The organism is Streptococcus sp. VTCC 12905, assembly GCF_049893385.1.
Lineage (GTDB): Bacteria > Bacillota > Bacilli > Lactobacillales > Streptococcaceae > Streptococcus > Streptococcus suis_AA.
This window is the reverse complement of the sequence record NZ_JBMVJC010000008.1, coordinates 11,688-37,843: the sequence shown is the minus strand read 5'-3', so window position 1 is coordinate 37,843 and position 26,156 is coordinate 11,688. Positions and strand designations below refer to the sequence as shown.

At 41.4% G+C, this 26,156-nt stretch carries 24 protein-coding genes and 2 pseudogenes; 3 read left to right on the top strand and 23 right to left on the bottom strand.

Going from position 1 to position 26,156, the window contains the following annotated elements; genetic code table 11:
- The first annotated feature begins 335 nt into the window (after window positions 1–335).
- Entirely contained in the window at window positions 336–1,610 is a 1,275-nt protein-coding gene (gene serS / locus ACPC58_RS04405; RefSeq protein WP_434065366.1) for a serine--tRNA ligase, read from the top strand.
- A 9-nt stretch (window positions 1,611–1,619) separates the two neighbouring features.
- A complete protein-coding gene (locus ACPC58_RS04400) occupies window positions 1,620–1,838 on the top strand; it encodes a PspC domain-containing protein (protein ID WP_130555228.1) in 219 nt (72 codons plus the stop codon).
- A 139-nt stretch (window positions 1,839–1,977) separates the two neighbouring features.
- On the opposite strand, the gene ACPC58_RS04395 is transcribed toward ACPC58_RS04400, so the two are convergent.
- The 15 genes from ACPC58_RS04395 to ACPC58_RS04325 form a co-directional block, all read right to left on the bottom strand.
- Complete coding sequence (locus ACPC58_RS04395; protein WP_434065365.1) at window positions 1,978–2,340, bottom strand: GNAT family N-acetyltransferase; 363 nt, start codon at window positions 2,338–2,340, stop codon at window positions 1,978–1,980.
- Window positions 2,341–2,402: 62 nt separating this feature from the next.
- Window positions 2,403–3,176, bottom strand: a complete 774-nt coding sequence (locus tag ACPC58_RS04390) for an acetyl-CoA carboxylase carboxyl transferase subunit alpha (protein WP_130555229.1) — start codon at window positions 3,174–3,176, stop codon at window positions 2,403–2,405.
- Window positions 3,173–4,039, bottom strand: coding sequence for an acetyl-CoA carboxylase, carboxyltransferase subunit beta (accD, locus tag ACPC58_RS04385; protein ID WP_130555230.1), 867 nt, complete (start codon window positions 4,037–4,039; stop codon window positions 3,173–3,175). The genes ACPC58_RS04390 and accD overlap by 4 nt, the downstream gene beginning before the upstream one ends.
- Window positions 4,040–4,053: 14 nt before the next feature.
- Window positions 4,054–5,427, bottom strand: coding sequence for an acetyl-CoA carboxylase biotin carboxylase subunit (locus ACPC58_RS04380; RefSeq protein ID WP_217374687.1), 1,374 nt, complete (start codon window positions 5,425–5,427; stop codon window positions 4,054–4,056).
- Between the two features lie 240 nt (window positions 5,428–5,667).
- The gene (gene fabZ / locus ACPC58_RS04375) at window positions 5,668–6,090 is read right to left on the bottom strand and encodes a 3-hydroxyacyl-ACP dehydratase FabZ (protein WP_130555232.1); all 423 of its coding nucleotides are present in this window, start codon (window positions 6,088–6,090) and stop codon (window positions 5,668–5,670) included.
- A complete protein-coding gene (gene accB, locus ACPC58_RS04370; protein ID WP_434065364.1) occupies window positions 6,087–6,560 on the bottom strand; it encodes an acetyl-CoA carboxylase biotin carboxyl carrier protein in 474 nt (157 codons plus the stop codon). Before accB ends, fabZ begins: the two co-directional genes overlap by 4 nt.
- Window positions 6,561–7,796 carry a beta-ketoacyl-ACP synthase II gene (gene fabF / locus ACPC58_RS04365; RefSeq protein ID WP_217374685.1) on the bottom strand — a complete coding sequence of 412 codons (1,236 nt, stop codon included), beginning with the start codon at window positions 7,794–7,796 and terminating at the stop codon, window positions 6,561–6,563.
- 293 nt (window positions 7,797–8,089) lie between these two features.
- Entirely contained in the window at window positions 8,090–8,824 is a 735-nt protein-coding gene (gene fabG / locus ACPC58_RS04360; protein WP_434065363.1) for a 3-oxoacyl-[acyl-carrier-protein] reductase, read from the bottom strand.
- A gap of 9 nt (window positions 8,825–8,833) precedes the next feature.
- Entirely contained in the window at window positions 8,834–9,754 is a 921-nt protein-coding gene (gene fabD, locus ACPC58_RS04355; RefSeq protein WP_277836853.1) for an ACP S-malonyltransferase, read from the bottom strand.
- Window position 9,755: 1 nt separating this feature from the next.
- Window positions 9,756–10,721 (bottom strand): enoyl-[acyl-carrier-protein] reductase FabK, encoded by a 966-nt coding sequence (fabK, locus tag ACPC58_RS04350; RefSeq protein WP_434065362.1) that lies wholly within the window; start codon window positions 10,719–10,721, stop codon window positions 9,756–9,758.
- A gap of 167 nt (window positions 10,722–10,888) precedes the next feature.
- Entirely contained in the window at window positions 10,889–11,113 is a 225-nt protein-coding gene (locus ACPC58_RS04345; protein WP_002938891.1) for an acyl carrier protein, read from the bottom strand.
- Window positions 11,114–11,172: 59 nt separating this feature from the next.
- Window positions 11,173–12,150 carry a beta-ketoacyl-ACP synthase III gene (locus ACPC58_RS04340; protein ID WP_434065361.1) on the bottom strand — a complete coding sequence of 326 codons (978 nt, stop codon included), beginning with the start codon at window positions 12,148–12,150 and terminating at the stop codon, window positions 11,173–11,175.
- Window positions 12,147–12,581: a fatty acid biosynthesis transcriptional regulator FabT gene (gene fabT, locus ACPC58_RS04335; RefSeq protein ID WP_434065360.1), complete on the bottom strand. Its 435-nt coding sequence runs from the start codon at window positions 12,579–12,581 to the stop codon at window positions 12,147–12,149. Before fabT ends, ACPC58_RS04340 begins: the two co-directional genes overlap by 4 nt.
- A gap of 80 nt (window positions 12,582–12,661) precedes the next feature.
- Window positions 12,662–13,453 carry an enoyl-CoA hydratase gene (locus ACPC58_RS04330; RefSeq protein WP_274504576.1) on the bottom strand — a complete coding sequence of 264 codons (792 nt, stop codon included), beginning with the start codon at window positions 13,451–13,453 and terminating at the stop codon, window positions 12,662–12,664.
- Window positions 13,454–13,647: 194 nt separating this feature from the next.
- On the bottom strand, window positions 13,648–14,289 hold the full coding sequence (locus tag ACPC58_RS04325) for an HAD family hydrolase (RefSeq protein ID WP_434065359.1): 642 nt from the start codon (window positions 14,287–14,289) through the stop codon (window positions 13,648–13,650).
- Window positions 14,290–14,466: 177 nt separating this feature from the next.
- On the opposite strand from ACPC58_RS04325, the gene ACPC58_RS04320 reads away from it, so the two are divergent.
- Window positions 14,467–15,816, top strand: a complete 1,350-nt coding sequence (locus ACPC58_RS04320) for an aspartate kinase (protein WP_274504574.1) — start codon at window positions 14,467–14,469, stop codon at window positions 15,814–15,816.
- 116 nt (window positions 15,817–15,932) lie between these two features.
- Here ACPC58_RS04320 and lacD read toward each other — a convergent pair.
- The 8 genes and pseudogenes from lacD to ACPC58_RS04280 form a co-directional block, all read right to left on the bottom strand.
- A pseudogene (gene lacD / locus ACPC58_RS04315) lies at window positions 15,933–16,937 on the bottom strand (tagatose-bisphosphate aldolase).
- 70 nt (window positions 16,938–17,007) lie between these two features.
- Window positions 17,008–18,153 carry an N-acetylglucosamine-6-phosphate deacetylase gene (gene nagA / locus ACPC58_RS04310; RefSeq protein ID WP_289649224.1) on the bottom strand — a complete coding sequence of 382 codons (1,146 nt, stop codon included), beginning with the start codon at window positions 18,151–18,153 and terminating at the stop codon, window positions 17,008–17,010.
- 346 nt (window positions 18,154–18,499) lie between these two features.
- Entirely contained in the window at window positions 18,500–19,603 is a 1,104-nt protein-coding gene (gene alr / locus ACPC58_RS04305) for an alanine racemase (RefSeq protein ID WP_434065358.1), read from the bottom strand.
- Window positions 19,596–19,955: a holo-ACP synthase gene (acpS, locus tag ACPC58_RS04300; RefSeq protein ID WP_130554654.1), complete on the bottom strand. Its 360-nt coding sequence runs from the start codon at window positions 19,953–19,955 to the stop codon at window positions 19,596–19,598. Before acpS ends, alr begins: the two co-directional genes overlap by 8 nt.
- Window positions 19,956–20,190: 235 nt before the next feature.
- Window positions 20,191–20,307 carry an SEC-C metal-binding domain-containing protein gene (locus ACPC58_RS04295; protein WP_418127511.1) on the bottom strand — a complete coding sequence of 39 codons (117 nt, stop codon included), beginning with the start codon at window positions 20,305–20,307 and terminating at the stop codon, window positions 20,191–20,193.
- 105 nt (window positions 20,308–20,412) lie between these two features.
- A pseudogene (gene secA, locus ACPC58_RS04290) lies at window positions 20,413–22,650 on the bottom strand (preprotein translocase subunit SecA); the annotation flags it as partial.
- A 510-nt stretch (window positions 22,651–23,160) separates the two neighbouring features.
- Entirely contained in the window at window positions 23,161–24,042 is an 882-nt protein-coding gene (scrK, locus tag ACPC58_RS04285; RefSeq protein WP_274504570.1) for a fructokinase ScrK, read from the bottom strand.
- A 92-nt stretch (window positions 24,043–24,134) separates the two neighbouring features.
- On the bottom strand, window positions 24,135–26,042 hold the full coding sequence (locus tag ACPC58_RS04280) for a sucrose-specific PTS transporter subunit IIBC (protein WP_434065357.1): 1,908 nt from the start codon (window positions 26,040–26,042) through the stop codon (window positions 24,135–24,137).
- Between the last annotated feature and the right edge of the window lie 114 nt (window positions 26,043–26,156).

Here is a 26,156-nt window from a genome sequence, read left to right as displayed (position 1 = left end):
AAGTAATTAGTTTAGCTTTTCAGAAAGTCTGCGGTTGCTGTGAGCAGATAAGTAAAATTAATGAAATTCTACCGTTGCTACTAAAATTAATTATTAAAAAGTGCACACATGTGAAACTGGATGGAACCGCGGTAAATATCGCTCCAGTAGTTACTCATGTGTGCGTTTTATTTAAAAAAAAAGAAAGGAAAGTTCAATTTCATCGTCACTCAAGATGCTAAAAATTGAACTAGAGCATTAGGCTCTGTCAAAGTAAAAAGCCACCTAAAAAATCTAAACTTTCTAGTAACTTTCTACTTTGACTTGTAGCTACTCTGCTCTGGGTATCCATAGTTATGTTAGATATAAAACGTATTCGTACAGATTTTGACGGAGTAGCTTCTAAATTAGCTACACGTGGTGTAACTGCTGAAAGCTTGGAAAATATCAAAGAATTGGATGCAAAACGCCGTGAAATCTTGGTTACTGTAGAAGAATTAAAAGCTGAACGTAACACAGTTTCTGCAGAAATTGCCCAAGCAAAACGTAACAAAGAAAATGTAGATGATAAGATTGCTGCTATGCAAAAATTGTCTGCAGATGTGAAAAATTTAGATGCAGAACTCTTAGAAATTGATGAAAAACTAAATGCCATCCTTGCAGTTCTTCCAAATACTCCTCATGATTCTGTTCCAGTTGGGGTTGACGAAGAGGAAAACGTGGAAGTTCGCCGTTGGGGAACACCCCGTGAATTTAATTTCGAGCCAAAAGCTCACTGGGATTTGGGTGAAGACCTTGACATTCTGGACTGGGAACGTGGTGCAAAAGTAACTGGTGCTCGTTTCCTTTTCTACAAGAATTTAGGTGCTCGTTTGGAGCGTGCCCTTTATAACTTCATGTTGGATGAGCATATCACAGAAGGCTACCAAGAAATTATCACGCCTTATATGGTTAACCGTGACTCAATGTATGGTACCGGTCAATATCCAAAATTTAAAGAAGATACGTTTGAGTTGACTGATACTAACTATGTCCTCATTCCAACTGCGGAGGTGCCATTGACCAACTACTACCGCAATGAGATTTTGGAAGAAAAAGACTTGCCAATCTACTTCACAGCTATGAGCCCATCTTTCCGTTCTGAAGCAGGTTCTGCTGGTCGTGACACCCGTGGTCTTATCCGCCTTCACCAATTCCACAAGGTTGAAATGGTCAAATTTGCCACACCAGAGCAATCTTATGATGAATTGGAAAAAATGACAGCAAATGCAGAAAATATCCTTCAAAAATTAGGCTTGCCTTACCGCGTCCTTGCCCTCTGTACAGGCGACATGGGCTTCTCAGCAGCCAAAACCTATGACTTAGAAGTCTGGATTCCTGCCCAAAATGCCTACCGTGAAATCTCAAGCTGTTCAAATACCGAGGATTTCCAAGCCCGCCGTGCCCAAATCCGCTACCGCGATGCTGCTGACGGCAAGGTTAAATTGCTCCACACCCTCAATGGGTCTGGTTTAGCAGTTGGTCGTACCGTGGCTGCCATCCTTGAAAACTACCAAAATGAAGACGGCTCTGTTACTATTCCCGAAGTACTCCGTCCATACATGGGTGGGGTAGAAGTAATTAAACCATAGGAGTGAGATATGAAACCAAAGAAATGGTATAAAGATAAAAGTCGTAAAGAAATTGCTGGTGTTATCGCTGGACTATATGACTATTTTGACGTGTATGAAAACTATGGTTGGAAGTTAGAAAACGTTCGATTGGTTGTCATCTTCTTGGCCATTATCACTAATTTACCTTTTTTAACTGCCTATATCGTTCTGGCCATACTTTTACCTGATAAATCAGAATTAAATTAAAATAAAAAACGTTTCCGTTATCCAACTGACTAACAGAAACGTTTTTTTTGGATCCAAAATCCATTTCTCCATGTAGACCATGTCCATAGCTTCTTGTTCAGGTTCGGTTTTGACAAGTTTTTCATAGAAAGCGACTAATCTAGGCTCCTGTAAGACGGTACAGAGCACCCAACGGATAACTTGTCGGATAAAGGCTTTCTAATTCTAGCATAGCCTTGTGACCATAGCCTTTTCCTCTGTAGTCTGGATCAATGCCAGTCATGTCTAACCAGCCCTGGTCTGCATCTTCAGCGACCGTTGTTCGTACTAAACCGACTGTGTGCCCTTCCTTGACAATCTTGTAGTAGGTGCAATTTGGTCGTGCAAATCGTGATTGAAAATAGTCCATAGCTTCAATAGCAGGGTTGTACTGGTCCTGATAGGTTTCATACAAAGCTGCAAATGCTCGGTGCTGAATAGGTAGCAATTCTTCTGCGTTTGATAGATCTGCATTTACTAACATGGAAAACCTCCTGAAATGATTTTATCCCTTGTATCAAATCTAGAAAAAAATACTAGGTCTTCCTAGTACTTTCTAAAGCGTTGATAGCGGTTTTCGAGCAGCTCATCAAGTGGCAAGGTCTGCAGTTGAGCCAACTGGCTGACAAGGTTTTCCTTGATGTCAGCCAAGACTTCCTTGGTAGCTCTGCCATTTTCCAAAACAACCCGATCGACCACTTGCAGTTTCTCCAATTCGTATGACGTGATCTTCATGAGTTCTGCTGCTTCCATGGCCCGACTGCCGTCTTTCCAGAGGATAGAGGCAAAACCTTCAGGGCTGAGGACAGCGTACATAGAGTTTTCCAGCATCCAGACCTGGTCTGCGACTGCTAGAGCAAGAGCCCCACCAGATCCTCCCTCACCGATGATAATGGCGATAATAGGCACCTTGAGGTCGCTCATCTCCATGAGGTTTCGGGCAATGGCCTCGCCCTGTCCACGCTCCTCTGCACCGACGCCTGGATATGCTCCTGCAGTATTAATAAATGTGACAACTGGACGACCAAACTTCTCCGCCTGCTTCATAAGGCGAAGGGCCTTGCGGTAACCTTCAGGATGGGGCTGACCAAAGTTGCGTTTAAGGTTGTCCTGGAGGTTCTTGCCTTTTTGGATTCCAATAACCGTCACAGGCTGACCTGCTAGAAAGCCGATACCACCGACCACAGCACCGTCATCGCGGAAGTTTCGGTCACCATGTAACTCAATAAAATCATCGAAGAGTTGCGTGGCATAGTCTAAGGTCGTCAAGCGTGCCTGATCACGTGCCAAACGGATCATACGTGCAATATCACTGGTCATCTCACACCTCCATGCATTCTCAGCAAGCGACTAATCGTCGTTGGTAAATCTTGGCGTTTGACAATGGCATCAACAAAGCCATGTTCTTGTAAAAATTCAGCCTTCTGGAAATCATCTGGCAAATTTTCCCGTACAGTTGACTCAATCACGCGCCGTCCTGCAAAACCAACCAAGGCCTGTGGCTCAGCCAGGATAATATCGCCTTCCATGGCAAAACTAGCCGTCACACCTCCTGTTGTCGGGTCAGTCAAGACCGTCAAGTAAAAGAGACCCACATTAGAATGACGTTTTACTACAGCTGAAATTTTGGCCATTTGCATCAGACTCATAATGCCCTCCTGCATTCGAGCACCGCCAGATGCGGTAAATAGTACAACTGGGAGTCGCTCTTCCATAGCGAGCTCGAAAAGACGAGTGATTTTCTCACCGACCACCGTTCCCATGGAGGCCATGATAAAGTTTGAGTCCATAATTCCCAAAGCTACTGAATAACCACCAATTTTCGCCCTACCAGTCAAGACTGCCTCATCCAGTCCCGTTTTCTGACGATTTTCAGACAACTTTTCAAGATAATTTGGAAAATCGAGCGGATTTTTCGTGTCAATTCCTGTAAATAATTCCTCAAATGTTCCCTCATCTATCGTCAAATTCAGACGTTCATAGGCTGTAATTCGAAAGTTATATGAACAATGGTGACAGACTTTTTCTGGTCCAAGATCTCGTTTGTACAAAATCTCTTTACAAGCAGGACACTTCGAAAAGAGTTCATCTGGCACTTCCGGCTTTGTTTGAATTGCCTTTTCTGTCCGTGAACGATTGGGACTGATGCGAATATACTTATCCTTTTTACGAAACAAAGCCATACTTCTCTCCTAATTTACTTTTTTAATTCTTCTTGATAGTGCGGTAAAAACTCTTCCATAAGATAGGCTGTATCATAATCACCAGCCACAACACGTTTGTCAGAAATCAAGTGCAACTGGAAGTCCGTATTGGTTACCACTCCTTCAATTTCTAGTTCATAAAGCGCACGTTGCATTTTCATTAGAGCTTCGAAACGATTTTCTCCATGCACAATAACCTTAGCAATCATAGAATCATAGTATGGTGGAATCGTGTAGCCCGGATAAACTGCCGAGTCCACACGCAAACCAACGCCACCACTTGGCAGATAAAGATTGGAGATTTTTCCCGGGCTTGGGGCGAAGTTGAAGGCTGGATTTTCGGCATTGATACGGCATTCAATAGCATGACCTGTAATCTGCACATCTTCTTGACGGACACTGAGTTCCTGACCAGCTGCTATTTTAATCTGCTCCTTGACAATATCCACACCAGTCACAAACTCGGTTACAGGATGTTCTACCTGCACCCGTGTGTTCATTTCCATGAAGTAAAATTCGCCTTTGGCTTCATCCAAGAGGAACTCAATGGTCCCTGCATTTTCATAACCAACTGACTGGGCAGCCCGCACAGCTGCTTGACCGATACGGTCCCGCATGGTCTGGCCTATAGCAATAGACGGAGCTTCTTCTAAAACTTTTTGGTTATTGCGTTGAAGGGAACAATCCCGTTCTCCCAGATGAATGACATGACCATGCTGATCCGCCAAAATCTGTACTTCGATATGGCGAGCTGGATAAACGACCCGCTCCATATACATAGCGCCATTACCAAAGGCTGCCTTGGCTTCGCTGGAAGCCGATTCGAAGGCAGGCACTAAGTCTTCAGCTTTTTCCACCTTACGAATCCCCTTACCGCCACCACCTGCCGATGCCTTGAGCATGACAGGGTAGCCAATCTTTTCAGCGATTTCAAGGGCTTCTTGGATTGTTAAGACTTCACCGTCTGATCCTGGAATAACAGGCACTTGAGCCTTAATCATCTCCGCCCGCGCGTTGATTTTATCCCCCATGGTATCCATAACCGTTCCGGATGGCCCGATAAACTTGATGCCGACCTCTTCACAGAGGGTGGCAAATTTGGAGTTTTCACTCAAAAATCCAAAACCAGGGTGAATAGCCTGAGCACCTGTCACAACAGCCGCCGAGATGACCGCCTGCATATTGAGATAGGAGTCTGTCGAACGTGCTGGTCCAATACAAACTGCCTCATCTGCCAACATGGTATGGAGTGCTTCCTTGTCGGCTTCTGAGTAGACAGCTACTGTCGCTATCCCCAATTCCCTGGCCGCACGAATAATCCGCACCGCTATCTCACCACGATTGGCAATCAAAATTTTCTCAAACATGATGAATCCTATCTCCTTTTTAACATAGAATAATTGTTATAACAATCTCAAGATGAGAATATTAAATAATGGTTATCAATAGCAGTTCTTCATTTTACTTTTAGTGCTTGCTCCAAAGGTTTGGGAAACCTTTGGAGGTTGGAAATGAGACAAATAAAATTCGTATCATTTGTTGTAGACAGTACTTGGGTACGGCAAAACGAGTTAACGACGCAATAAAAGATAAAATGGAGAACTGATTTATTTCCCGATAGCAAAAGTCAACACCCCCGATGCAGCCAATTTCCCGTCCACCTCTGCCTTTGCCTCAACGACCGCAATGGTTCCACGGCGTTTGACAAATTTTGCTGTCATGATTAACTGGTCTCCAGGTACAACTTGCTTCTTAAATTTAACTTTGTCCATTCCGGCATAAAAGACCAGGTTGCCCTTGTTTTCTTCCTTGGACAATTCCAAGACACCTGCGGTTTGTGCCAAAGCCTCCATGATGAGAACACCTGGCATGACAGGATAGTCTGGAAAATGCCCGTTGAAGAAGGGCTCGTTAATGGTCACATTTTTGAGGGCCACAATCTCGTCTTCCGATACTTCAAGGACACGATCGACCAAGAGCATAGGATAGCGATGAGGAAGCGCCTCTTTAATTTTCAAAATATCAATCATTTGATACGTACCAATCCTTGTCCATATTCTACAACGTCTTGGTTGGCCACCAAAATCTCTGTGACAACACCGTCACGGTCAGCTGGCACTTCATTCATGACCTTCATGGCTTCAATAATCATGAGGGTCTGCCCTTTTTTGACCGTATCGCCAACTGCTACGAAGGCTGGCTTGTCAGGCGATGGAGACAAATAAGCTACACCAACTAAAGGACTTTCCACCACTGCACCTTCTGCCACAGGGCTTACACTTACTTCTGCTGGAGCTGGCTCACTGGTTTCAGCTGCTGGCACGGTTGGGCTTGCAGGAGCTACTGGAGCAAGCGGAGCTTCTACCTTTGGACTCGGAGCCGCTATCGCCTGCTGATTTTTACTGAAATGCAAGGTTTCCCCAGCATTGCTATATGAAAATTCTCGCAGACTTGACTGGTCAAACTGACTCATCAAATCCTTTATTTCTGTAATATTCACTTAAGCCTCCCAACGTTTGAAAGCAATCACCGAGTTGTGACCTCCAAAGCCGAATGTATTTGAAATGGCATGACGGATTTCCATATCACGGCCTTGACCAAAGATGACATCCGCCTCGATGTAGTCAGACAACTCTGTCGTACCAGCTGTCTTTGGTGCGTAAGAGTGCCGCATAGCCTCAATGACAGCTGCCGCCTCAACTGCACCCGCCGCCCCCAACAAGTGGCCTGTGAAGGACTTGGTGGAAGAAACTGGCGTATTCTTGCCGAAGACGGATACGATAGCTTGGCTTTCCCCTTTTTCATTAGCCGGTGTCGAAGTGCCATGGGCATTGATGTAGTCAATATCAGCTGGCTCTAAACCTGCTTCTGAAATGGCCAACTTCATGGCCTTAATAGCACCCAGACCTTCTGGATGTGGAGAAGTCATGTGGTAAGCATCGCAGGTATTTCCATAACCAACGATTTCAGCTAAAATCGTCGCCCCACGCGCCTCTGCGTGTTCCAAACTTTCCAATACTAAAACCGCGGAACCCTCTCCCATGACAAAACCATTGCGGTCCTTGTCAAATGGAATAGACGCACGTTCTGGATCCTCAGTAGTCGACATAGCTGTCAAAGCTTGGAAACCACCGATTGCAAACGGAGTAATGGCTGCCTCTGCTCCACCAGCCAACATGACATCTTGGAAACCAAACTTGATTTCACGGAAGGCCTCTCCTAAGGCATCATTTGACGAAGCACAGGCTGTGATGACACACTTGCAGACACCATTTGCACCGACCTGCATGGCAATATTACCAGCCGCCATGTTTGGTAAGGCCTTTGGAAGAGCCATGGGACGAATTCGTTTTGGCCCCTTTTCGTTCATACGAGCCACTTGCTCTTCAATTTCCAAAATACCACCGATACCTGTTGATAAGATAACGCCAAAACGGTCACTGTCAACCGCTTCTGTATCGAGATTGGCATTGGCTACGGCCTCTCGAGCCGCATAAAGAGCATAGAGTGAGTAGTTATCGTAGCGATTTGTATCTTTTTTTACAAAGTATTTATCAAAAGGAAAATCCTTAATTTCGGCCGCATTATGAACAGAGTATTCACTAGTATCAAACTTGGTAATCTTTCCGATACCAATCTTACCATTGACCAAGCTATCCCAGAATTCCTCTGGCGTATTTCCGATTGGAGATGTCAGACCGTAGCCTGTTACTACTACACGATTTAATTTTTTCATTTTCAAACCTCTCTTAAAACAACACACAAAACAATATTAAATTCACAGTGCGTTATTGCAGTCTTTCCGTTTGCTTTTAGTTCTACGAACAAAGTTTATTTCAACAAGTTACAGACAGCTTCAATAGTCTAGTGGACTATTGAAGATTGGAAATCGTACTTACGAAAGTAAGTAACGCTCCATTAGTACGGCAAAGCGAGTTCAAACAATCCAATAAATTGTTTGAAGCTGGAAAACTGGAAACCAAGTTTCCTCGCTCTTCGAAGTAATAAAAGATAAATTGGAAGACTGGTTTACTGCATTGTCAAGCCACCGTCAACAGCAATCACCTGTCCTGTTAGATATTCTTGCTTGGCAAGGAATACAGCAACATCAGCTACTTCTTCTGGTGCCCCAAATCGTTTCATAGGAATTTGTGCAATCATAGCTTCTTTAATCTTGTCAGATAGTACGTCTGTCATATCAGACTGGATAAAACCCGGCGCAATCGCATTGACACGAACATTTCGCCCAGCAACCTCACGGGCAATGGCTTTGGTAAATCCAATCACACCTGCCTTTGATGCAGCATAATTGGCCTGTCCAGCATTTCCAATCAAGCCAGATACACTTGATAGATTGATAATAGCACCCTCTCGAGCCTTTGTCATTGGTTTCAAAACAGCCTGCGTCATATTAAAAGTTCCGGTAAGATTTACCTTCAGAACCCTATCAAAATCCTCTTCTGTCATACGAAGAGCCATTCCATCTTTGGTAATCCCTGCATTGTTGACCAAAATATCGACGCTACCGAGTGTTTCGATGGCTTCTGCCACCATTCGTTTGGCATCTTGCGCGCTTGAAATATCTCCTGAAATAGCTAGGACTTTCACACCATAACCTGCAAAGCTATCCAGCAAGTCCTGGCCTAGCTGACCACGACCGTTCAGCACCACATTAGCACCAAGACTAGCAAACTTATGGGCAATGGCCAAGCCAATTCCTCGACTTGAACCTGTTACAAAAACATTTTTATTTATTAATTCCATGATTCCTCCTCATGATTTATTCAATACTATTTGTAACCCCTCTATATCTTCAATGGCTACAACATGCGCTGTCTTATCGATTTTCTTGACAAATCCTGATAATATTTTACCTGGACCGATTTCAATAAAGTTAGTCACGCCAGCTTCCTGCATGGTTGCGATTGACTCATAGAAACGAACTGGTTCCATCACTTGACGGGTTAGAAGAAATCTTATCTCATCTTTTTTCATCACTGTAGCTTGGGTATTTCCCACCAATGGTACTCGAAAATCTGCGAAATCTACCTGTTCCAAAGCTAAGGCTAACTGATCTGATGCTGGTTTTAAAAGTGCTGTATGAAAGGGGCCAGATACATTGAGCGGAATCATCCGTTTGACACCTGCTTCCTTCAGCAATTCAACTGCCTCATCCACAGCAGCCACCTCGCCACCGATGACGATTTGGGCCGGTGTGTTGTAGTTGGCTGGGGAAACGATACCAGAGGTAACTGTTGAGCAAATTTCTTCAATCAAGTTGACATCTGTGTTGAGAACAGCAACCATTTTACCAGTCCCTGCTGGCGCAGCCGTTTCCATATATTCACCACGCTTAGCAATCAGGGCAATCGCATCTTCAAAGGCCAAAGCTCCCGATGCCACCAGAGCTGAATATTCTCCCAAGGATAGTCCAGCTACCATATCAGGTTGTACTCCCTCTTCTTCCAGTAGTCGAAAAATAGCCACAGAAGTGGTCAAAATAGCAGGTTGGGTATAGCGAGTCTGATGTAATTTATCCTCTTGATTGTCAATTAGGGCACGAATGTCATACCCCAGAATCTGACTAGCCTGGTCAAACGTTTCTCTAACTATCGGGTAATATTCGTAAAGGTCGCGAACCATACCCACTGTCTGAGACCCTTGACCTGCAAAAAGAAAAGCTGTCTTTGTCATCCTATTCTCCAACCGAAGCCCAACGGCTTGCCTCTTCTTTAATCACTTTGGCTGCTCCATAATAGATATCTTTCAAAATATCTTCACAAGATTCTTCTTTAGAAACTAGACCAGCAATTTGACCAGCCATTACTGAGCCATTTGTTACATCACCATCAACAACTGCATTGCGGAGCGCTCCTGCACCAAGTTCTTCAATAGCATCTGCCGAAATTTTACCTGCCAAGAAATCTTTTTCTGCAGCTGCATAGGCAGATGACAACTTATTCTTGATGGCTCTCACAGGATGTCCAACAATAGATGCAGATACTGTTGTATCAATATCCTTAGCTTTTAAAACTTTTTCCTTATAAGACTGATGGGCATTAGACTCTGTAGCTACTACAAAACGAGTTCCAACTTGCACCGCTTCTGCACCCAACATGAATGCTGCTGCTGCACCTGCACCATCTGCAATACCTCCAGCAGCAATAACAGGAATAGATACAGCTTCAACAACCTGACGAACCAAGGTCATAGTGGTCAATTTACCAATATGGCCTCCGGCTTCCATTCCTTCAGCAATAACAGCATCTACCCCTAATTTTTCCATGCGTTTAGCAAGGGCTACACTCGGTACAACAGGAATAACCGTAATCCCTGCAGCATGGAGACGTTCCATATACTTCCCTGGATTTCCAGCTCCTGTAGTGACAACTTTCACACCTTCTTCGATGACCAAGTCAACAATGTCATCCGCAAAAGGAGACAAAAGCATGATATTGACACCGAAAGGCCTGTCCGTGATAGATTTAACCTTGTCTATGTTAGCCTTGACCACCTCTTTGGGAGCATTCCCTCCACCGATGATTCCTAGACCACCTGCATTAGATACGGCACCAGCCAAATCTCCATCAGCCACCCAAGCCATACCACCTTGAAAAATAGGATACTGAATATCGAGCAATTCTGTTATTTTCGTCTTCATAATTTCCTCTTCTTTTTTCTTGCTTACCTAATCATTTGAATATCAAACCATTAGCTAAACAAGCGAGGGCCAAACCCTCACTAAAAATTAGTTTGATACTTCAATGTTTTGAACATCAAACTAATTATTCAAAGAAAAATGCTAAACAGCATTTTCCTTAACAGTCATTATTTTGTTTTTTCTTCAACATAAGCAACCAAATCGCCTACAGTTGTCAAACCTTCTTCAGTATCGATTTGAATATCGAATGCATCTTCGATTTCAGAGATGACTTGGAAAAGATCCAATGAATCTGCATCCAAATCTTCAAAGGTTGTTGTAAGGGTCACTTCTTCAGCATCCTTACCCAATTCTTCAACGATGATTTCCTGTACTTTTTCAAATACTGCCATGATATGTGTCTCCTTTTGGAAAATAAAATATTTTAATCTTGCCTACGGCAAGGAATTAACTAAAGTTGTAAGAGTAGAGTTCCCCATGTGAGGCCTCCACCGAAACCAGCCATGAGAACAGTCTGGCTTCCATCCAATCGCAACATTCCGCTCTCTACACATTCTGATAAGAGAATAGGAAGACTTGCTGCGCTGGTATTGCCATATTTATCCATATTTGCTGGAAATTTTTCACGCGCCACTCCCAATTTACGAGCCATCTTATCTAGGATACGTATATTGGCTTGATGTAGCAAGAAATAATCAACGCAATCCACAGTCATATCAGCTTGTTCTAGCAGCTCTGCCATGGTTGCCGTAACATCCCTCGTAGCAAATTCAAATATAGCTCTGCCCTCCATTTGGATAAAGGGTTGCTGACGGCTTTGTGTAGAGAATGGCGTCTCTTTCTGGTCTATCCCTGCTGTCAGACTAGCACCTCGACCGCCATCTGTTCGCAAGATTTCTGCTAAAAAGCTCGGTTGTTCACACGCTTCCAGCAAAACTCCTCCAGCACCATCTCCAAATAAAACTGCCGTTGATCGATCTGACCAGTCGACAGACCTTGATAGGGTCTCTGCTCCAATGACAAGTCCTCTCTTATAGACTCCTGAAGCAAGCATTTTTTCCGCTGTTGATAGCGCAAAAACAAATCCTGAACAAGCTGCAACGAGATCATAGGCAAAAGCCTTTTTCGCACCAATTGCTGCTTGAACCATAGCTGCCGTTGATGGCATGGATGCATCTGGAGTAATCGTTGCGACGATGATGAAATCAATATCAGAAGCATCTAGTTGAGACTTTTCTAATAATTTCTTTGCTACCTGACTAGCTAATTCACTAGTTGTCTCGTCCGTAGCAACATATCGTTGTCTGATACCTGTACGGCTACGAATCCATTCATCACTGGTATCCATTTGCTGGGCTAAATCATCATTGGTCACAATCTTCTTCGGAAGGTAGTGGGCTACCTGACTGATTTTAGCATAGGTTCTCATTTCAAATCCTCCAAGAAGTGATAGAGTTTCATGAGTCCTTTCTTCATTACTTGGTATTCCGTATCATCCATTCCATCCGTGATTTGTTTCACCATTTCATTATGAAATCTTTGATGCAATCGATAGACTAATCGGCCCTTCTTTGTTAAATAGATATGCACCACACGCCTGTCTTTGGTCGAACGAATCCGTTCCACGTATCCTTTTCGTTCCAAATTATTCAGGCTGGTTGTCACGGTTCCCAAAGTAACCATCAAAGTCCGAGCTACATCACTCGGTGTAGCCCCATCAATATTTCCAATCACATCAATCGTGTGCATTTCTTTTATGGAAATGTCATTAAATCGGCTACTACGCAGACTTGTTTCTTCAATCACTAACACATTATTAAAAATGGACGTTAAATAGTCATTCACTTTTGGATCTTTCAAAACAGGCCTCCTTTACTTTGATAGCCAAAGTATAAACCATAAAATTTTGAATGTCAAACATTTTTTTGAACAATCTGTCATTATTTCCCGATAAATATCGGTCTCCGACGTTCAGTATGTGCCCGAACACCTTCTTTAAAATCCTCTTTATAGGCTAGAGATTCTTGCATGGCTAACTCCAATTGACGATATGACTCCCAGTCCTTAAACTGACTTTCCCAAACCAATTGTTTAATGGCAGCATAGGAGTTAACAGAGCCACGCAAGAGTTTTTTTAACACTTGGGCAACTATCTTCTCTAATTTTTCTGGCTCAGCCAGTTTATAAACAATACCATATTCCAGGGCCTTATCAGCGGATAACCCTTCTCCAGTAATGGCTAATTGACTAGCACGATTGCTACCAATCGCCCGACTAAGCAAGAAGATGCCACCCGCATCTGGGGCTAGCCCAACACCTACAAAGGCTTGAATGAACTTTGTTTTACTTGATGCAATAACAAAGTCTGCCGCTACTGCCATATTGGCAGCTGCTCCAGCAACCGCACCATCTGTTACCATTAAAACAATTTTAGGTATTTTCTTCAGCGCAAACGAAATATCATTGACGAGCTCAGCAATTTTGACGAGCGAACCAATATCATCTTCATCTACGGCACGCTTCATCTCCACCAGATCTCCCCCTACTGAGAAAACGGAGCCCTCTGCTTGAATTTGTAAGATTTTTACAGTTTCATCATTTTCTGCAAGTTGAATGGCATTTAATATTTCCTCACACATGGGAATATTAAACCCATTTGACACATCAGGTCTATCGAGAGTCAAAATAGCAATTGAATCGATTACTTCATAGCGAATAGTTTGGTAGGCCATACCATCCTCCTTCTAAAATAATTTGATATTTAAAAGGTTTGAATATCAAATTTCAAATTCTTATTTTCCATTGTAACATAGTTTTTGACAGACTTACTATTTTCTTTCCACGAAAGTGTGACAGCCGAAAAAAAAAGCTGGCAAAGCCAACTTTTAAAAGATATTTGGTTATGACGGGTAAGGAGGAATTGGTATTAAAGTTGTAGCCATTCCAAGGCCTGTTCAAGGCTATCAACCAACTTATCCGCTTTGGATTGATCCATTCCAAACTGTTGATCACGAATAGCCCATACGGTTAAACCAGCTGCTTTTGCGGCCTCAATCCCTTTGGCGCTATCTTCAAAAACCAAAATGTCCGATTTTGGAACCCCTGTTGCTTTTGCAGCTTGTTCATAAACAGCTGGATCTGGTTTGGGTGCTACACAATCCATTGCTGAATAGATTTGACTGAAATACGAGCGAATTCCCGTTTCTTTCAAGGCTCTCTCAATATCAATTCGATCAGTATTTGATGCCAGAACAAGCGGGACAGGATGTAAACTGAGTCGCTCTAAGACAGACTTGACATCTGGAAATACTCGTTCAGCGTAAGGTGTGGGACGATTCTCCTTATAAATTCGGTACTCCTCCTCCAGCACAGGAACATCCCATTTTTCGTAATCATCTCCTAAAATACGTTGCCATACTTGACCAGCACGCCCTCCAACAAAAAAGGATGGTTTCAGATGACTCACTGACAACCCTTTCGTCAGCAAGAAATCTATACGCCGCTGAAAATAAAATGATTCTGTATCAAAAATTACTCCATCCATGTCAAAAATAATTGCTTTTACCATTCTGGCCTCCTAACTCCTCTATTGTATCATAGTCAATAAGGATTTTCGATTTTCTGAAATTTTTCAACAACAAACCTTGTTCGTATTTTATTAGGCTTCTCACCAAGATTTTTCTGAACATACTGACAATTCCGCCTTATTCTGCTATAATAGAAAAAAATATTCAAGGAGATTAGAATGAAAGTGGTAAAATTTGGTGGAAGTTCCCTTGCTTCTGCCGGTCAATTAGAAAAAGTATTCAACATTGTTCAATCGGATTCTGAACGCCGTTTTGTTGTTGTTTCAGCACCTGGAAAACGCAATGCCGAAGATACAAAGGTTACAGATGCATTAATTAAGTATTACAGAGAATATGTTGATGGGAAAGATGTAACGGCAAGCCAAGAGTGGATTATCAACCGTTACCAGGCAATGGTCGATGAACTTGGTTTTTCAGCTAATAGCATGAAGAAGATTGCTGAAAACATCATTTCTCTTGCCACCTTACCAATTAATGATAACGAATTCCTTTACGATACTTTTTTATCCGCTGGGGAAGATAACAATGCAAAGTTAATCGCTGAATACTTTACTTTTAGAGGGTTACCAGCACGCTATGTTCATCCGAAAAAGGCTGGCATTATTGTAAGTTCTGAACCAGGAAATGCACGAATTCTTCCTTCGAGCTATGATAAAATTGAAGAATTGCAAAATGCAGAGGAAGTCTTGGTCATCCCTGGATTCTTTGGGGTGACTGTTGACAATCAAATTTGTACCTTCTCACGGGGTGGATCTGATATCACAGGATCCATCGTTGCTGCAGGGGTTAAGGCAGATCTGTATGAAAATTTTACAGATGTAGATGGGATCTTTGCTGCTCACCCTGGAATTATCAAACACCCACACTCTATCAAAGAACTAACCTATCGTGAGATGCGTGAATTAGCATATGCAGGTTTCTCCGTTCTTCATGATGAGGCCCTTCTTCCTGCTTATCGCGGTCGTATTCCATTGGTTATTAAAAATACCAATAACCCTAGCCACCCAGGTACTAGAATTGTTCTTGATCATACAGATCAAACTCTCCCTGTCGTTGGGATTGCTGCAGATGATGGTTTTGTCAGCATCAATATTTCTAAATACCTCATGAACCGTGAAGTCGGATTCGGGCGCAAAGTCCTTCAAATTTTAGAGGATTTAAACATTCGTTTTGAACATATGCCAACTGGTATTGATGATTTGTCCATCGTACTTAGAAATAGAGAATTGACACCAATCAAAGAAGCTGAAATTCTACGTCAATTGAAAACAAAAATGGAAGTTGATAAGGCTGAAATCGAACACGGCTTGTCTATTATCATGATTGTCGGTGAAAATATGAAGAGCCATGTCGGTGTAACTGCGACCGCAACTAGTGCCTTATCCAACCAAAATGTTAATTTAGCTATGATTTCACAAGGTGCTAGTGAAGTTTCTGTCATGTTCGTAGTCAAAACAGAAGAAAAAGAAAAAGCTTTACAGGCATTATATGCAGCCTTTTTTAACTAAAAACGTCTTCATACCTTTAGAAGTTTTTCAGTGCCAGGTCATGAATCCTAAAAAATCCAGAGTTATTAAAAGCTCTGGATTTTTCTTATTAAGCTATCATTAGAAAAGTTTATGAGTTAGTTCAAATCAACCTTTTCAGTCCATGGATTTGCTTTTGTTACAAGGACGTCATTTAATTCTTCAACATTTCGGCGACCTTGATCTGCTAACCAAGCCTTAGCAGCTTCTTCACCTTCTTTGGCAAAAATAGCCACTGCACCTTTCCATGTCGCACGACCACAGAGCACACCATTAAAGGTTGACCCTGATTCTTTTGCAAAGACAAGAGTTTCTTGGAAAAGTTTAGCTGAGACACCTGCACTCAAATATATAAATGGCAAATGAGTAGCTTCCGATTGCTCTTTGAAATAGGCTCTTGCTTCATCTGCTGTATAAACAGATTCTTCACTTGTATAGTCTTCGACAAAATTCATATTTACAGGCACTTCTACCTTAAGAACGTCTGCATTATACCGTGGTTTGCTGAATTCACGCATTGCACCATTTTTTACCTTATGAGGTTTTAAGCTTGCATACTCCCGTGAAGTTACATCCATGTCACTTGCATCATAGGTTAGAATTTCTACAAAATAAGGAATATCTTCCGCAATACATTCACTACCAATCCGTTCAACCAAAGCATGTTTAATATCATTAATTTCAGGTTTGTCGTCTACGTCATAGTACATCAAAATTTTAACCGCATCTGCACCTAATTCTTTGATACGTTTTGCTGACCAAATTGGAAGAAGATCTGGTAAACGTCCTGGTGTCGAAGCATCATATTCGGTTTTTTCATAGGCAGCGATAAACCCACAATCTGCATGACGCAGTTCAGACGCAGTCACTCCATACTCTGCATCAAGAAGAATAGAACTGGCATATGGGGTTAGTTCGCTAGAAATAACTTTTTTGAAGTCCACCAAAATATCATTAGCAAATTCTCCACCACCAGCGGCTGATGCCAACAACCGTTTCAAGGCACCTCGTTGGTCAATCGCAAGTGCTGCGATAACCTGATTTCCATTTGACAAGCGAGTCATATGTTCATACTTAGTTTGTTATAGTTGCAATTTGGTCATTAGAATCCTCCTTAAGAATACATAATAGACAATTATTAACCAAGTTTTTTTAGATGATTTTTTCGGTTGATTAGCCGAACCGTTTCACACCATCTAAATAAGTAGCTTTCAGATGACCTGCATCATCTACTACAATAAAATCAGCTGCACGACCTTCAGCAATTAGGCCACAAATATGATCAATATTGACAGAACGCGCTGGTGCTAATGAAGCCATACGTAATGCATCGGGGAGGCTGACCAATCCCCAGCTCACCACATTTTGTACAGCTTCAATCAATTCCAAAATAGAACCTGCTAAACTTCCACTTTCTTTGAGGCGAGCCGTTCCATCTTTAACAATGACTTCAAATTCCCCAAGTCTTGATTCACCCTCGCCCATACCTCCGGCTCTCATACAGTCAGTGATTAGAACTGTCTCTTTTGCTCCACGGGCCTTAACCACAATTTCCGCTGCTGCTGGATGAACATGATGTCCGTCACAAATCATTTCTGCATAAACATCATGTAAACTTAAAGCTGCACCGACCATGCCAGGTTCACGATGATGTAGTCCACTCATACCATTATAGACATGAACAAAAATATTAGCACCTGCTTCAACCGCAGCCTGCGCTTGAGCAAAGGTTGCATCACTGTGTGCTAAAGCGGTATGAATAGCTTTGCTATTTGCAAATTCAATGAATTCTTTAACTCCTTCTCGTTCTGGAGCAATAGCAATCTTATTCACCAAACCATTCGATAGACTATGCCAGCAGTCTAACTTCTCAATAGAAGGATCACTCATATACTTAGGATTTTGAGCGCCCTTGTATTTTTCTGTAAAGAATGGCCCTTCCAAAAAGATACCTTGAATTTTAGCCCCTGTTTCTTCACCTGCATGTTGACCAATCGTTTCACAGACTGCATCTAAATTTTCAGTCGAATCTGTCAGTGTTGTCGGCAACCAAGAAGTAACACCACATGCTAGCAAGCCATCTGAAATAACTTTAATTCCTTCAAAATCATTATCCATCACATCATGTGACGCAAAGCCGTGGATATGCGTATCCACCAAGCCCGGAGCGATATGATAGTCTGAGTAATCTATTATATTTCCATCTGGTTTTTCGGTAATAATGTGACCGAACTGCCCATCATCAGTAATTTCCAAATATGCATCAACTTTCTCACTATCTGCAAGAATAATTGATTTTGCTTTGATGTAGCTAACCATATTGGCCCCCTTATATTTCATATATAATTTCTTAAACTGGTTATAACCATATATGATTGTATTGTAGACCGATTCTCTTTAAATGTCAAGTAATTACTAGCATTCATTAGACCTCAATCATTAACATAAAATACTATAGGTACTTTCTTTGGAATAGACCTCCGTTTGCCCTTTACCGCTTCCAGTCATTAATTCATGTAACATCAGATTATTACACATTTTAGAACCATGAGTGTGACATTTCCCTCAGTCAGGAGATAGAGAACAAAAAAATCTATCATTTTCTGGTAGATTCGCTTACCAGCAGAAAATAATAGATTTTTGATTAAAAGTTGATTTATTTATCTCATTGATGTTTGCGAGGCAAACGATCTGTCAATAAACATACAATCTCATAATTTATCGTGCCAACATAATCAGCCCATTCTTGAACCGTTATTTCCTTGTCTTCTTCACGGCCTATCAAGGTTACTTTTGTTCCAACTTGATATGATTTCGGCAAACGGATCGTCATTTGATCCATGGAAATACGTCCAATAATTTCACAATATTGACCATCGACCAGAACATGGAAACCTTGGAGTCTTCGCACTACACCATCAGCGTATCCAACAGGAATAGTACCTATCCACTCAGTCTCAGAACTCTGATACGTTGACCCATATCCAAGAAAGGTACCAGCCTCGACTTGCTTAACATGTACGAGTTCAGAGTACAATCCCAATGCAGGTTGGAGCTTGAATGGTAGGTCTAAGGTACGTCCACTAGGATTTAGACCATACAGAACATCCCCTAATCGAACCATATTAAACACCGTATCTGCATGCCAGATACTTGTAGCTGAATTACTTGCATGTATCCAACGAGGCAATTCCGGTAACCTATCTAGCCATTTCTTAAAACGTGTCAATTGCTCGTGGAAGTAATGTGCATCTTCTTCATCTGCTGTTGCAAAATGAGTAAAAATACCCTCAAATTCAAGATCCATCTCACTCATAAGATCAAGCACTTTCTCCAACTCAGACCAGTCTCTGAATCCAATTCTCCCCATTCCAGTATCTAGTTTAACATGAACAGCTAAGCCAGCTAGATCCTGACCAGATGCTTTAACCAGCTCTAACCACTCTAAACTTGCAAGAGTGACACTGATATTTAACTTCAATGCTAAATGCAGATCGTCAACAGGTATAACTCCCAAAATCAAGATTGGGTGCTCTATTCCAGCCTGACGTAATTCGAACGCTTCATCCAGGTTTGAAACACAAAAACCTGCTACTTGGCTCGCTAACCGTCGAGCTACTGCAACAGCACCATGTCCATAAGCATTTGCTTTAATAACTGCAAATGCCTGTGTCTTTCTAGGCAAAGGTTCAATCACTTGTTCAAGATTAGCTGTTATAGCATCTAATTGAACCTCAATATAACTGGGTCGATGGTCACTTTCAATCATTATTTTCCTCCAAAATCACGCTCGCTTGCACAAATTCTCCAGAATGACTAATGCTCAGCCAAATTTTTCCACTAAACGGACTCTTCGCAATGTAGGGAGCCCCTTGGCGATTATTTAATACTTCAATATCTTGAAAACCCACTATTCCAATACCGACTCCTAATGCCTTAGAAAATGCTTCTTTGACAGCCCAACGTCCAGCCAAATATTCCAACTGTCGTCGCCCATGCAAATCCTGATAGCGTTCAAATTCTTTTGCAGTCAGTACTTTTTTTGGGAACCCCTGATGTTTTTCGCGAGCACGCTCGATAGCCTTTATATCTTGAAGGTCAATCCCATGTCCAACAATCATAAATCGTGCTCCTTCTTTATACAATATTTTAAATACTTCAAAAGACTGGACAGCCGTCCAGTCCTTCATTCATCCCTAGACCTTGTATTCACCGGTCATACTTCCATCTTATACCTAGTTTCTAAGTCAGTCATCGTTCGTTTTTCAAAATACAGGAGTATTCCAGTCAAAAAACTGCCTTGATGAGCGAAAACTATTTCTTAAATAAAAGCAGATTACTTGTGAATACAAGTTCTTATTTACGGCCGTGACAATTTTTAAATTTCTTACCAGACTGACATGGACATGGATCATTCCGATCAACACCTTCAAATGAAATAGCGTCTTTAGTTTGGACAGGTTGGTTTGGCATAATGTTCTTAACTGCCGTTGTACGTGATTCTTGTATTGAGCGTTCCCGTTCAATATTGTCATGAATCTGCGCTTTCATCATGAGTCGTGTAACTTCAAACTCAATCGCACCAATCATATCATTAAACATATTAAATGATTCTGACTGGTATTCGACGATTGGATTATTCTGAGCATATCCACGTAAGCTCACTGCATTGCGTAACTGATCCATCGCATCAATATGATCTGTCCATTTATTGTCTACAACACGTAGAATGAGTACCTTCTGGAATTCGCGAATTCGATCTTCATCACGAAGCTTCTTCACTTGTGAATCATAGACTTTCAAAGCTAGTTCATACAATTTATCAATGATTTCTTTTTTATTCATTGATTTAAAGGATTCCGCATGCAATGTACCATCTTCAACCAATGTTGAATGAGCAAACTTAATAATCCCATCAATGGCTTCATCTTTTGAACCCAAGAAATGACCTTCCACTTGACGCTCAATGGTCCGCTTCATCATTGCTTTGATTTCAGGTGCCAAATCACGATCCGCTGTAATCACATCTTGACGTTGTTTGTAGATGATTTCACGTTGTTCACGCATAACGTCATCATATTGTAGAACTTGTTTACGTATATCGTAGTTATTTCCTTCTACACGTTTCTGTGCTGATTCAACTTGACGTGTAAGCATTTTCGATTTGATTACAGACTCTTCTTCTGAAAGGTTCATACGTTCCATAAACACCTTGATCCGTTCTGAACCAAAACGTTTCATCAAATCATCTTCGAGTGATAAGTAGAACTGAGATTCCCCTGGATCACCCTGACGACCTGAACGTCCACGAAGCTGATTATCAATACGGCGACTCTCATGACGTTCTGTACCAATCACACATAGTCCACCTAATTCTCGCACACCAGGACCTAACTTAATATCTGTACCACGTCCAGCCATGTTTGTTGCAATCGTAACAGCTCCACGCTGACCAGCATTCATGATGATTTGGGCCTCGCGATAATGGTTTTTAGCATTCAATACCTCATGCGGAACGCCTGCAGCAACTAATTTTTGTGAAATCAAATCAGATGTTTCAACCGAAACTGTACCAACCAGTACTGGTTGACCTTTTTCATAACGGCGCTTCACATCAGCGATAACGGCGTTGAATTTGTACTCTAAGCTTGGATACAGTAAATCTTCATGGTCAACACGAGCAATAGGTCGGTTTGTTGGAATTGGTACAACACGGATATTATAGATTTCACGAAACTCTTCTTCTTCTGTCTTACCTGTACCCGTCATACCTGCCAATTTTTTATACATACGGAAGAGGTTTTGGTAGGTGATCGAAGCACTGGTCTTCGATTCATTTTGAACAGGCACACCTTCTTTAGCTTCGATTGCTTGGTGTAGACCATCAGAATAACGACGACCTTCCATAGTACGTCCTGTAAATGGATCGATAATCATGACTTCTTGATCTTCATTTACCAAATAATCAACATCATAGGTCATGATGTAATTAGCACGAAGGGCATTGTCTAAGAAGTGAGTGATGGCTACATTTTCAATATCATATAGATTATTTAATTTGAAGAATTTTTCAGCCTTATCAATACCTGTATCAGATAAACCAATTGTTTTTGAAGGAACGTCAATAATATAGTCTTCCTTATCCAATGATTTAACAAAGTTATCCGCCAAGAAATATAGTTGATTTGTTTCAGAACCTTGAGGACCAGAAACAATCAGAGGAGTACGAGCTTCGTCAATCAGGATAGAGTCCACTTCATCGACCAAGGCATAGTTTAATGGACGTTGCACCATATCTTCTGCACGAACGACCATATTATCTCTAAGGTAATCAAAACCGATTTCTGAGTTGGTAGAGTATGTAATATCGCAGTTATAGGCTTCACGTTTTTCTAGCGGTGATTTAGCGGCCAGGTTAATTCCGACTGATAGTCCAAGCCAAGAATATAACTCACCCATTTCGGTCGCATCACGGGTTGTCAAATATTCATTTACCGTAACTACGTGAACACCTTTTCCTGAAAGGGCGTTCAAATAAACAGGCATAGTCGCAGTCAACGTTTTTCCTTCACCAGTACGCATTTCTGGTACGTCACCATTGTGAAGAACAATCCCCCCCATAACCTGAACTTTATATGGATAAAGACCTAATACACGTCTAGCTGCTTCTCGAACAACTGCATACGCTTCATACAAAAGGTCATCTAAGGATTCTCCCTTGCTGTAACGTTCTTTAAATTCAGTAGTTTTTGCTTGCAATTGCTCGTCACTGAGCGCAGCCATTTCATCAGCATAAGAAAATACTCTGTCTGCCATTTTTTCAAGTTTTCTTTGCTCTCCCTTGTCATTTTCAATGAGAGAACGAAGCACATTCGTTACCATACTGTTCATCCTATTTTCTCGTTTTAGTTCAATAATATATTATACCTTGAATATGCTGTTTTGGCAAGAATACGGCTAAAAGTCAATCAAATAAAGAGAGTTTATGAAAACCAAAAAAATAATTAAAGAAAAATAAGTTCATAACACAACATTTCAAAGTTTTTTAACTGTACCAACACCTGCCTATCTAAATGTGTAAAATTTTAATATTGAAACACTTGTACTTGGGAAAGTCACTTACATTTTTTGCATGCCTTAAAATGGGGAAACTAACTTTCACATTCTATATAGAATATCCAGTCACTAATACTCAATGAAAATCAGGTCAACAAGTTCTTTTTTAAATTTCGAAGAGTATAAGATTTATCTTTCCAATATAACTTGTTATTCTGAAAAAAAGCAACCCTTTCATTAACAGGGTTGCCATTTCAATTTTTCTCACTTTTATTTTTCAGATACTTTTCTTGCTAAGGCAAAATTACCAAGAGTTGCAGAACCATTTTCAGCAACAGCTGGCGTTACGATATATTCTTTGACATCTGGTGTTGGGAGATAATCGTTCATCAAACCGACAAACTTCTCACGTACACGATTAAGCATGTGCTCTTGAGCCATAACTCCTCCACCAAATACAATTACTTGCGGACGATAAAGCAAGGTTGCCTGTACAGCTGCTTGAGCAATGTAGTAAGCCTGCACATCCCAAACTTCTGAATTCAACTCTATCAATTCACCTCGAATACCTGTCCGTCCTTCAAGTGAAGGACCTGCTGCTAAGCCTTCCAAACACCCATTGTGGAATGGGCACATTCCCTTAAATTCATTTTTAACATCGTAAGGGTGTAAGGCAACGTAAGTATGACCAGCTTCAGTATGACCCAAGCCCCCTATAAACTCACCATTCTGAATAGCACCTGCCCCAATACCTGTACCGATTGTATAGTAAACTAAGCTCTTTACCCCTTTACGAACCAGGGTTTCACCAAAAGCTGATGAATTCACATCTGTCGTGAAATAAAATGGAATGTTAAATTCCTTAGCAATTAAACCTAACAAGTCAATATTTGACCAATGTGGTTTTGGGGTTGAAGTAATGTACCCATAGGTCTGAGAGTTTGGGTCAATATCGATTGGACCAAATGAACCAATAGCAATCCCTGCTAACCGGTCCTCATAGCGTTTGAAGAATTCGACTGTTCGTTCAATCGTTTCATAAGGAGTTGTCGTAGGAAATTGCGTTTTTTCAACAACTTGGAATTGTTCATCTCCTACGGCACAAACAAACTTTGTACCACCAGCTTCCAAGCTACCATATAATTTTGTCATATTATTATCTCCCATTTTTTTATCTGTTTCATTATACCATAGAAAAAAGTAGAAGAAAAAGGCCTAATGCCTTTTTCTCTCAATTTTCTATACTATTTTACTACTTTCATGAAGTTATCACCATGAGCGATTGTTCCTTCAGCAAGTGGTGAAACTTCAGCAAAGTCTGCTGTATTTGTTACGATTATCATCGTAGTATCATCTAGACCTGCTTCAGCAATTTTCGCAACATCGAATTTAGCGATTGGAGTACCAGCTTTTACTTTATCGCCAGCTGCTACTAATTTTTCAAATCCGTTACCGTTCATTGAAACAGTGTCAATACCAATGTGGATAAGAATTTCAGCACCAGAAGCTGTTTTCAATCCGTAAGCATGACCTGTTTCAAAAGCAATTGTTACTTCTGCATCTGCTGGTGCATAAACAACACCCTCAGAAGGTTTAACAGCCAAACCTTTACCCATAGCTCCTGATGAGAAGACTGGGTCATTAACATTTTCAAGAGCAACTACATTACCTGAAAGTGGAGAAACAAGAGTTTCTTCAGAAAGAATAGCTGTTATAGCTTCATTTGCTAGAGCCGCTGTTTCCTTTTCAACAGCAGAAAGTTTACCAGCAACTGGCTCTTCATCTTCATAACCAAAGAGGTATGTCAAAGCGAAACCTGCTGCAAATGATGCTGCTACCATAAGGAAGTATTGTGGTAATTGACCGTCAACATATAGAAGTGTACCTGGAATAATAGTAATACCGAAACCATTACCAGCAAGACCAAGTAGAGATGCTACAGCACCACCGATTGCTCCTGCAATAAGAGACAAGAAGAATGGTTTACGGAAACGTAAGTTCACACCGAAGATAGCAGGCTCAGTAATACCAAGGAAGGCAGAAAGAGCAGCTGGGAAAGCAAGAGCTTTCAATTTTGGATTTTTAGTTTTAACACCGACCGCTACTGTTGCAGCACCTTGTGCTGTCATAGCTGCAGTAATGATAGCGTTGAATGGGTTAGCACCAGTGTTTGCTACCAATTGTGATTCAAGCAAGTTGAAGATATGGTGTACACCTGATACGACGATAATTTGGTGTACCCCACCAATAAGGAGACCGCCCAAACCGAAAGGTAATGAAAGGAGTGCTTCAGTCGCATAAAGAATATATTGTTCAACAACGTGGAAGACTGGACCAATCACAAAGAGACCAAGTACAGACATTACAAGAAGCGTAATGAACGGTGTCAACAATAGATCGAGAACTTCAGGAACAATCTTACGAACCCATTTTTCAAATTGAGCACCAATAATACCGATGATAAAGGCTGGTAGAACAGAACCTTGTAAACCTACAACAGGGATGAAACCAAAGAAAATTTGTGGAGTTACATCACCACCAGAAGCAACAGCCCATGCGTTAGGCAATGATCCTGAAATCAACATCATACCAAGCACAAGACCAATTGTTTGGTTACCACCGAACACACGGAAGGTTGACCATACAACCAAGGCTGGCAAGATGATAAAGGCTGTATCTGTTAAGATTTGAGTATAAGTAATGAAATCAGCATTCCATTCTGTAACTCCAAGTGCAGTCATGATTGCTTCTTGAGTCAAAAGACCACGAAGACCCATGAAAAGACCTGTTGCTACAATTGCAGGAATGATTGGAACAAAAACGTCACCGAAAGTACGGATAGCACGTTGGAAGGCATTCCCTTGTTTAGCAGCTTCTGCTTTTTGTTCACCAGTAGTCGCAGTTGGCAAACCAAGGGCAACAACTTCATCGTAAATTTTATTCACTGTACCAGTACCAAAGATAATTTGGTATTGACCTGAGTTGAAGAAAGCACCCTGCACTTTTTCAATATCTTCGACTGTATCCTTGTCGATTTTATTCTCATCAACGACCATTACACGAAGACGTGTTGCACAGTGGGCAACGCTACGTACGTTTTCGCGTCCGCCAAGAGCGTCAATGACTTTTTTTGCAATTTCTGTATTGTTCATCTTGCAAAAATCTCCTTATAAATATTTTTTGTTTTTGAAAGTGTTTTCAAACTTTCGATGCTTTAATTATATCATTTTCTAGCTATATGTCAAACGTTTATCATATTTTTTTTT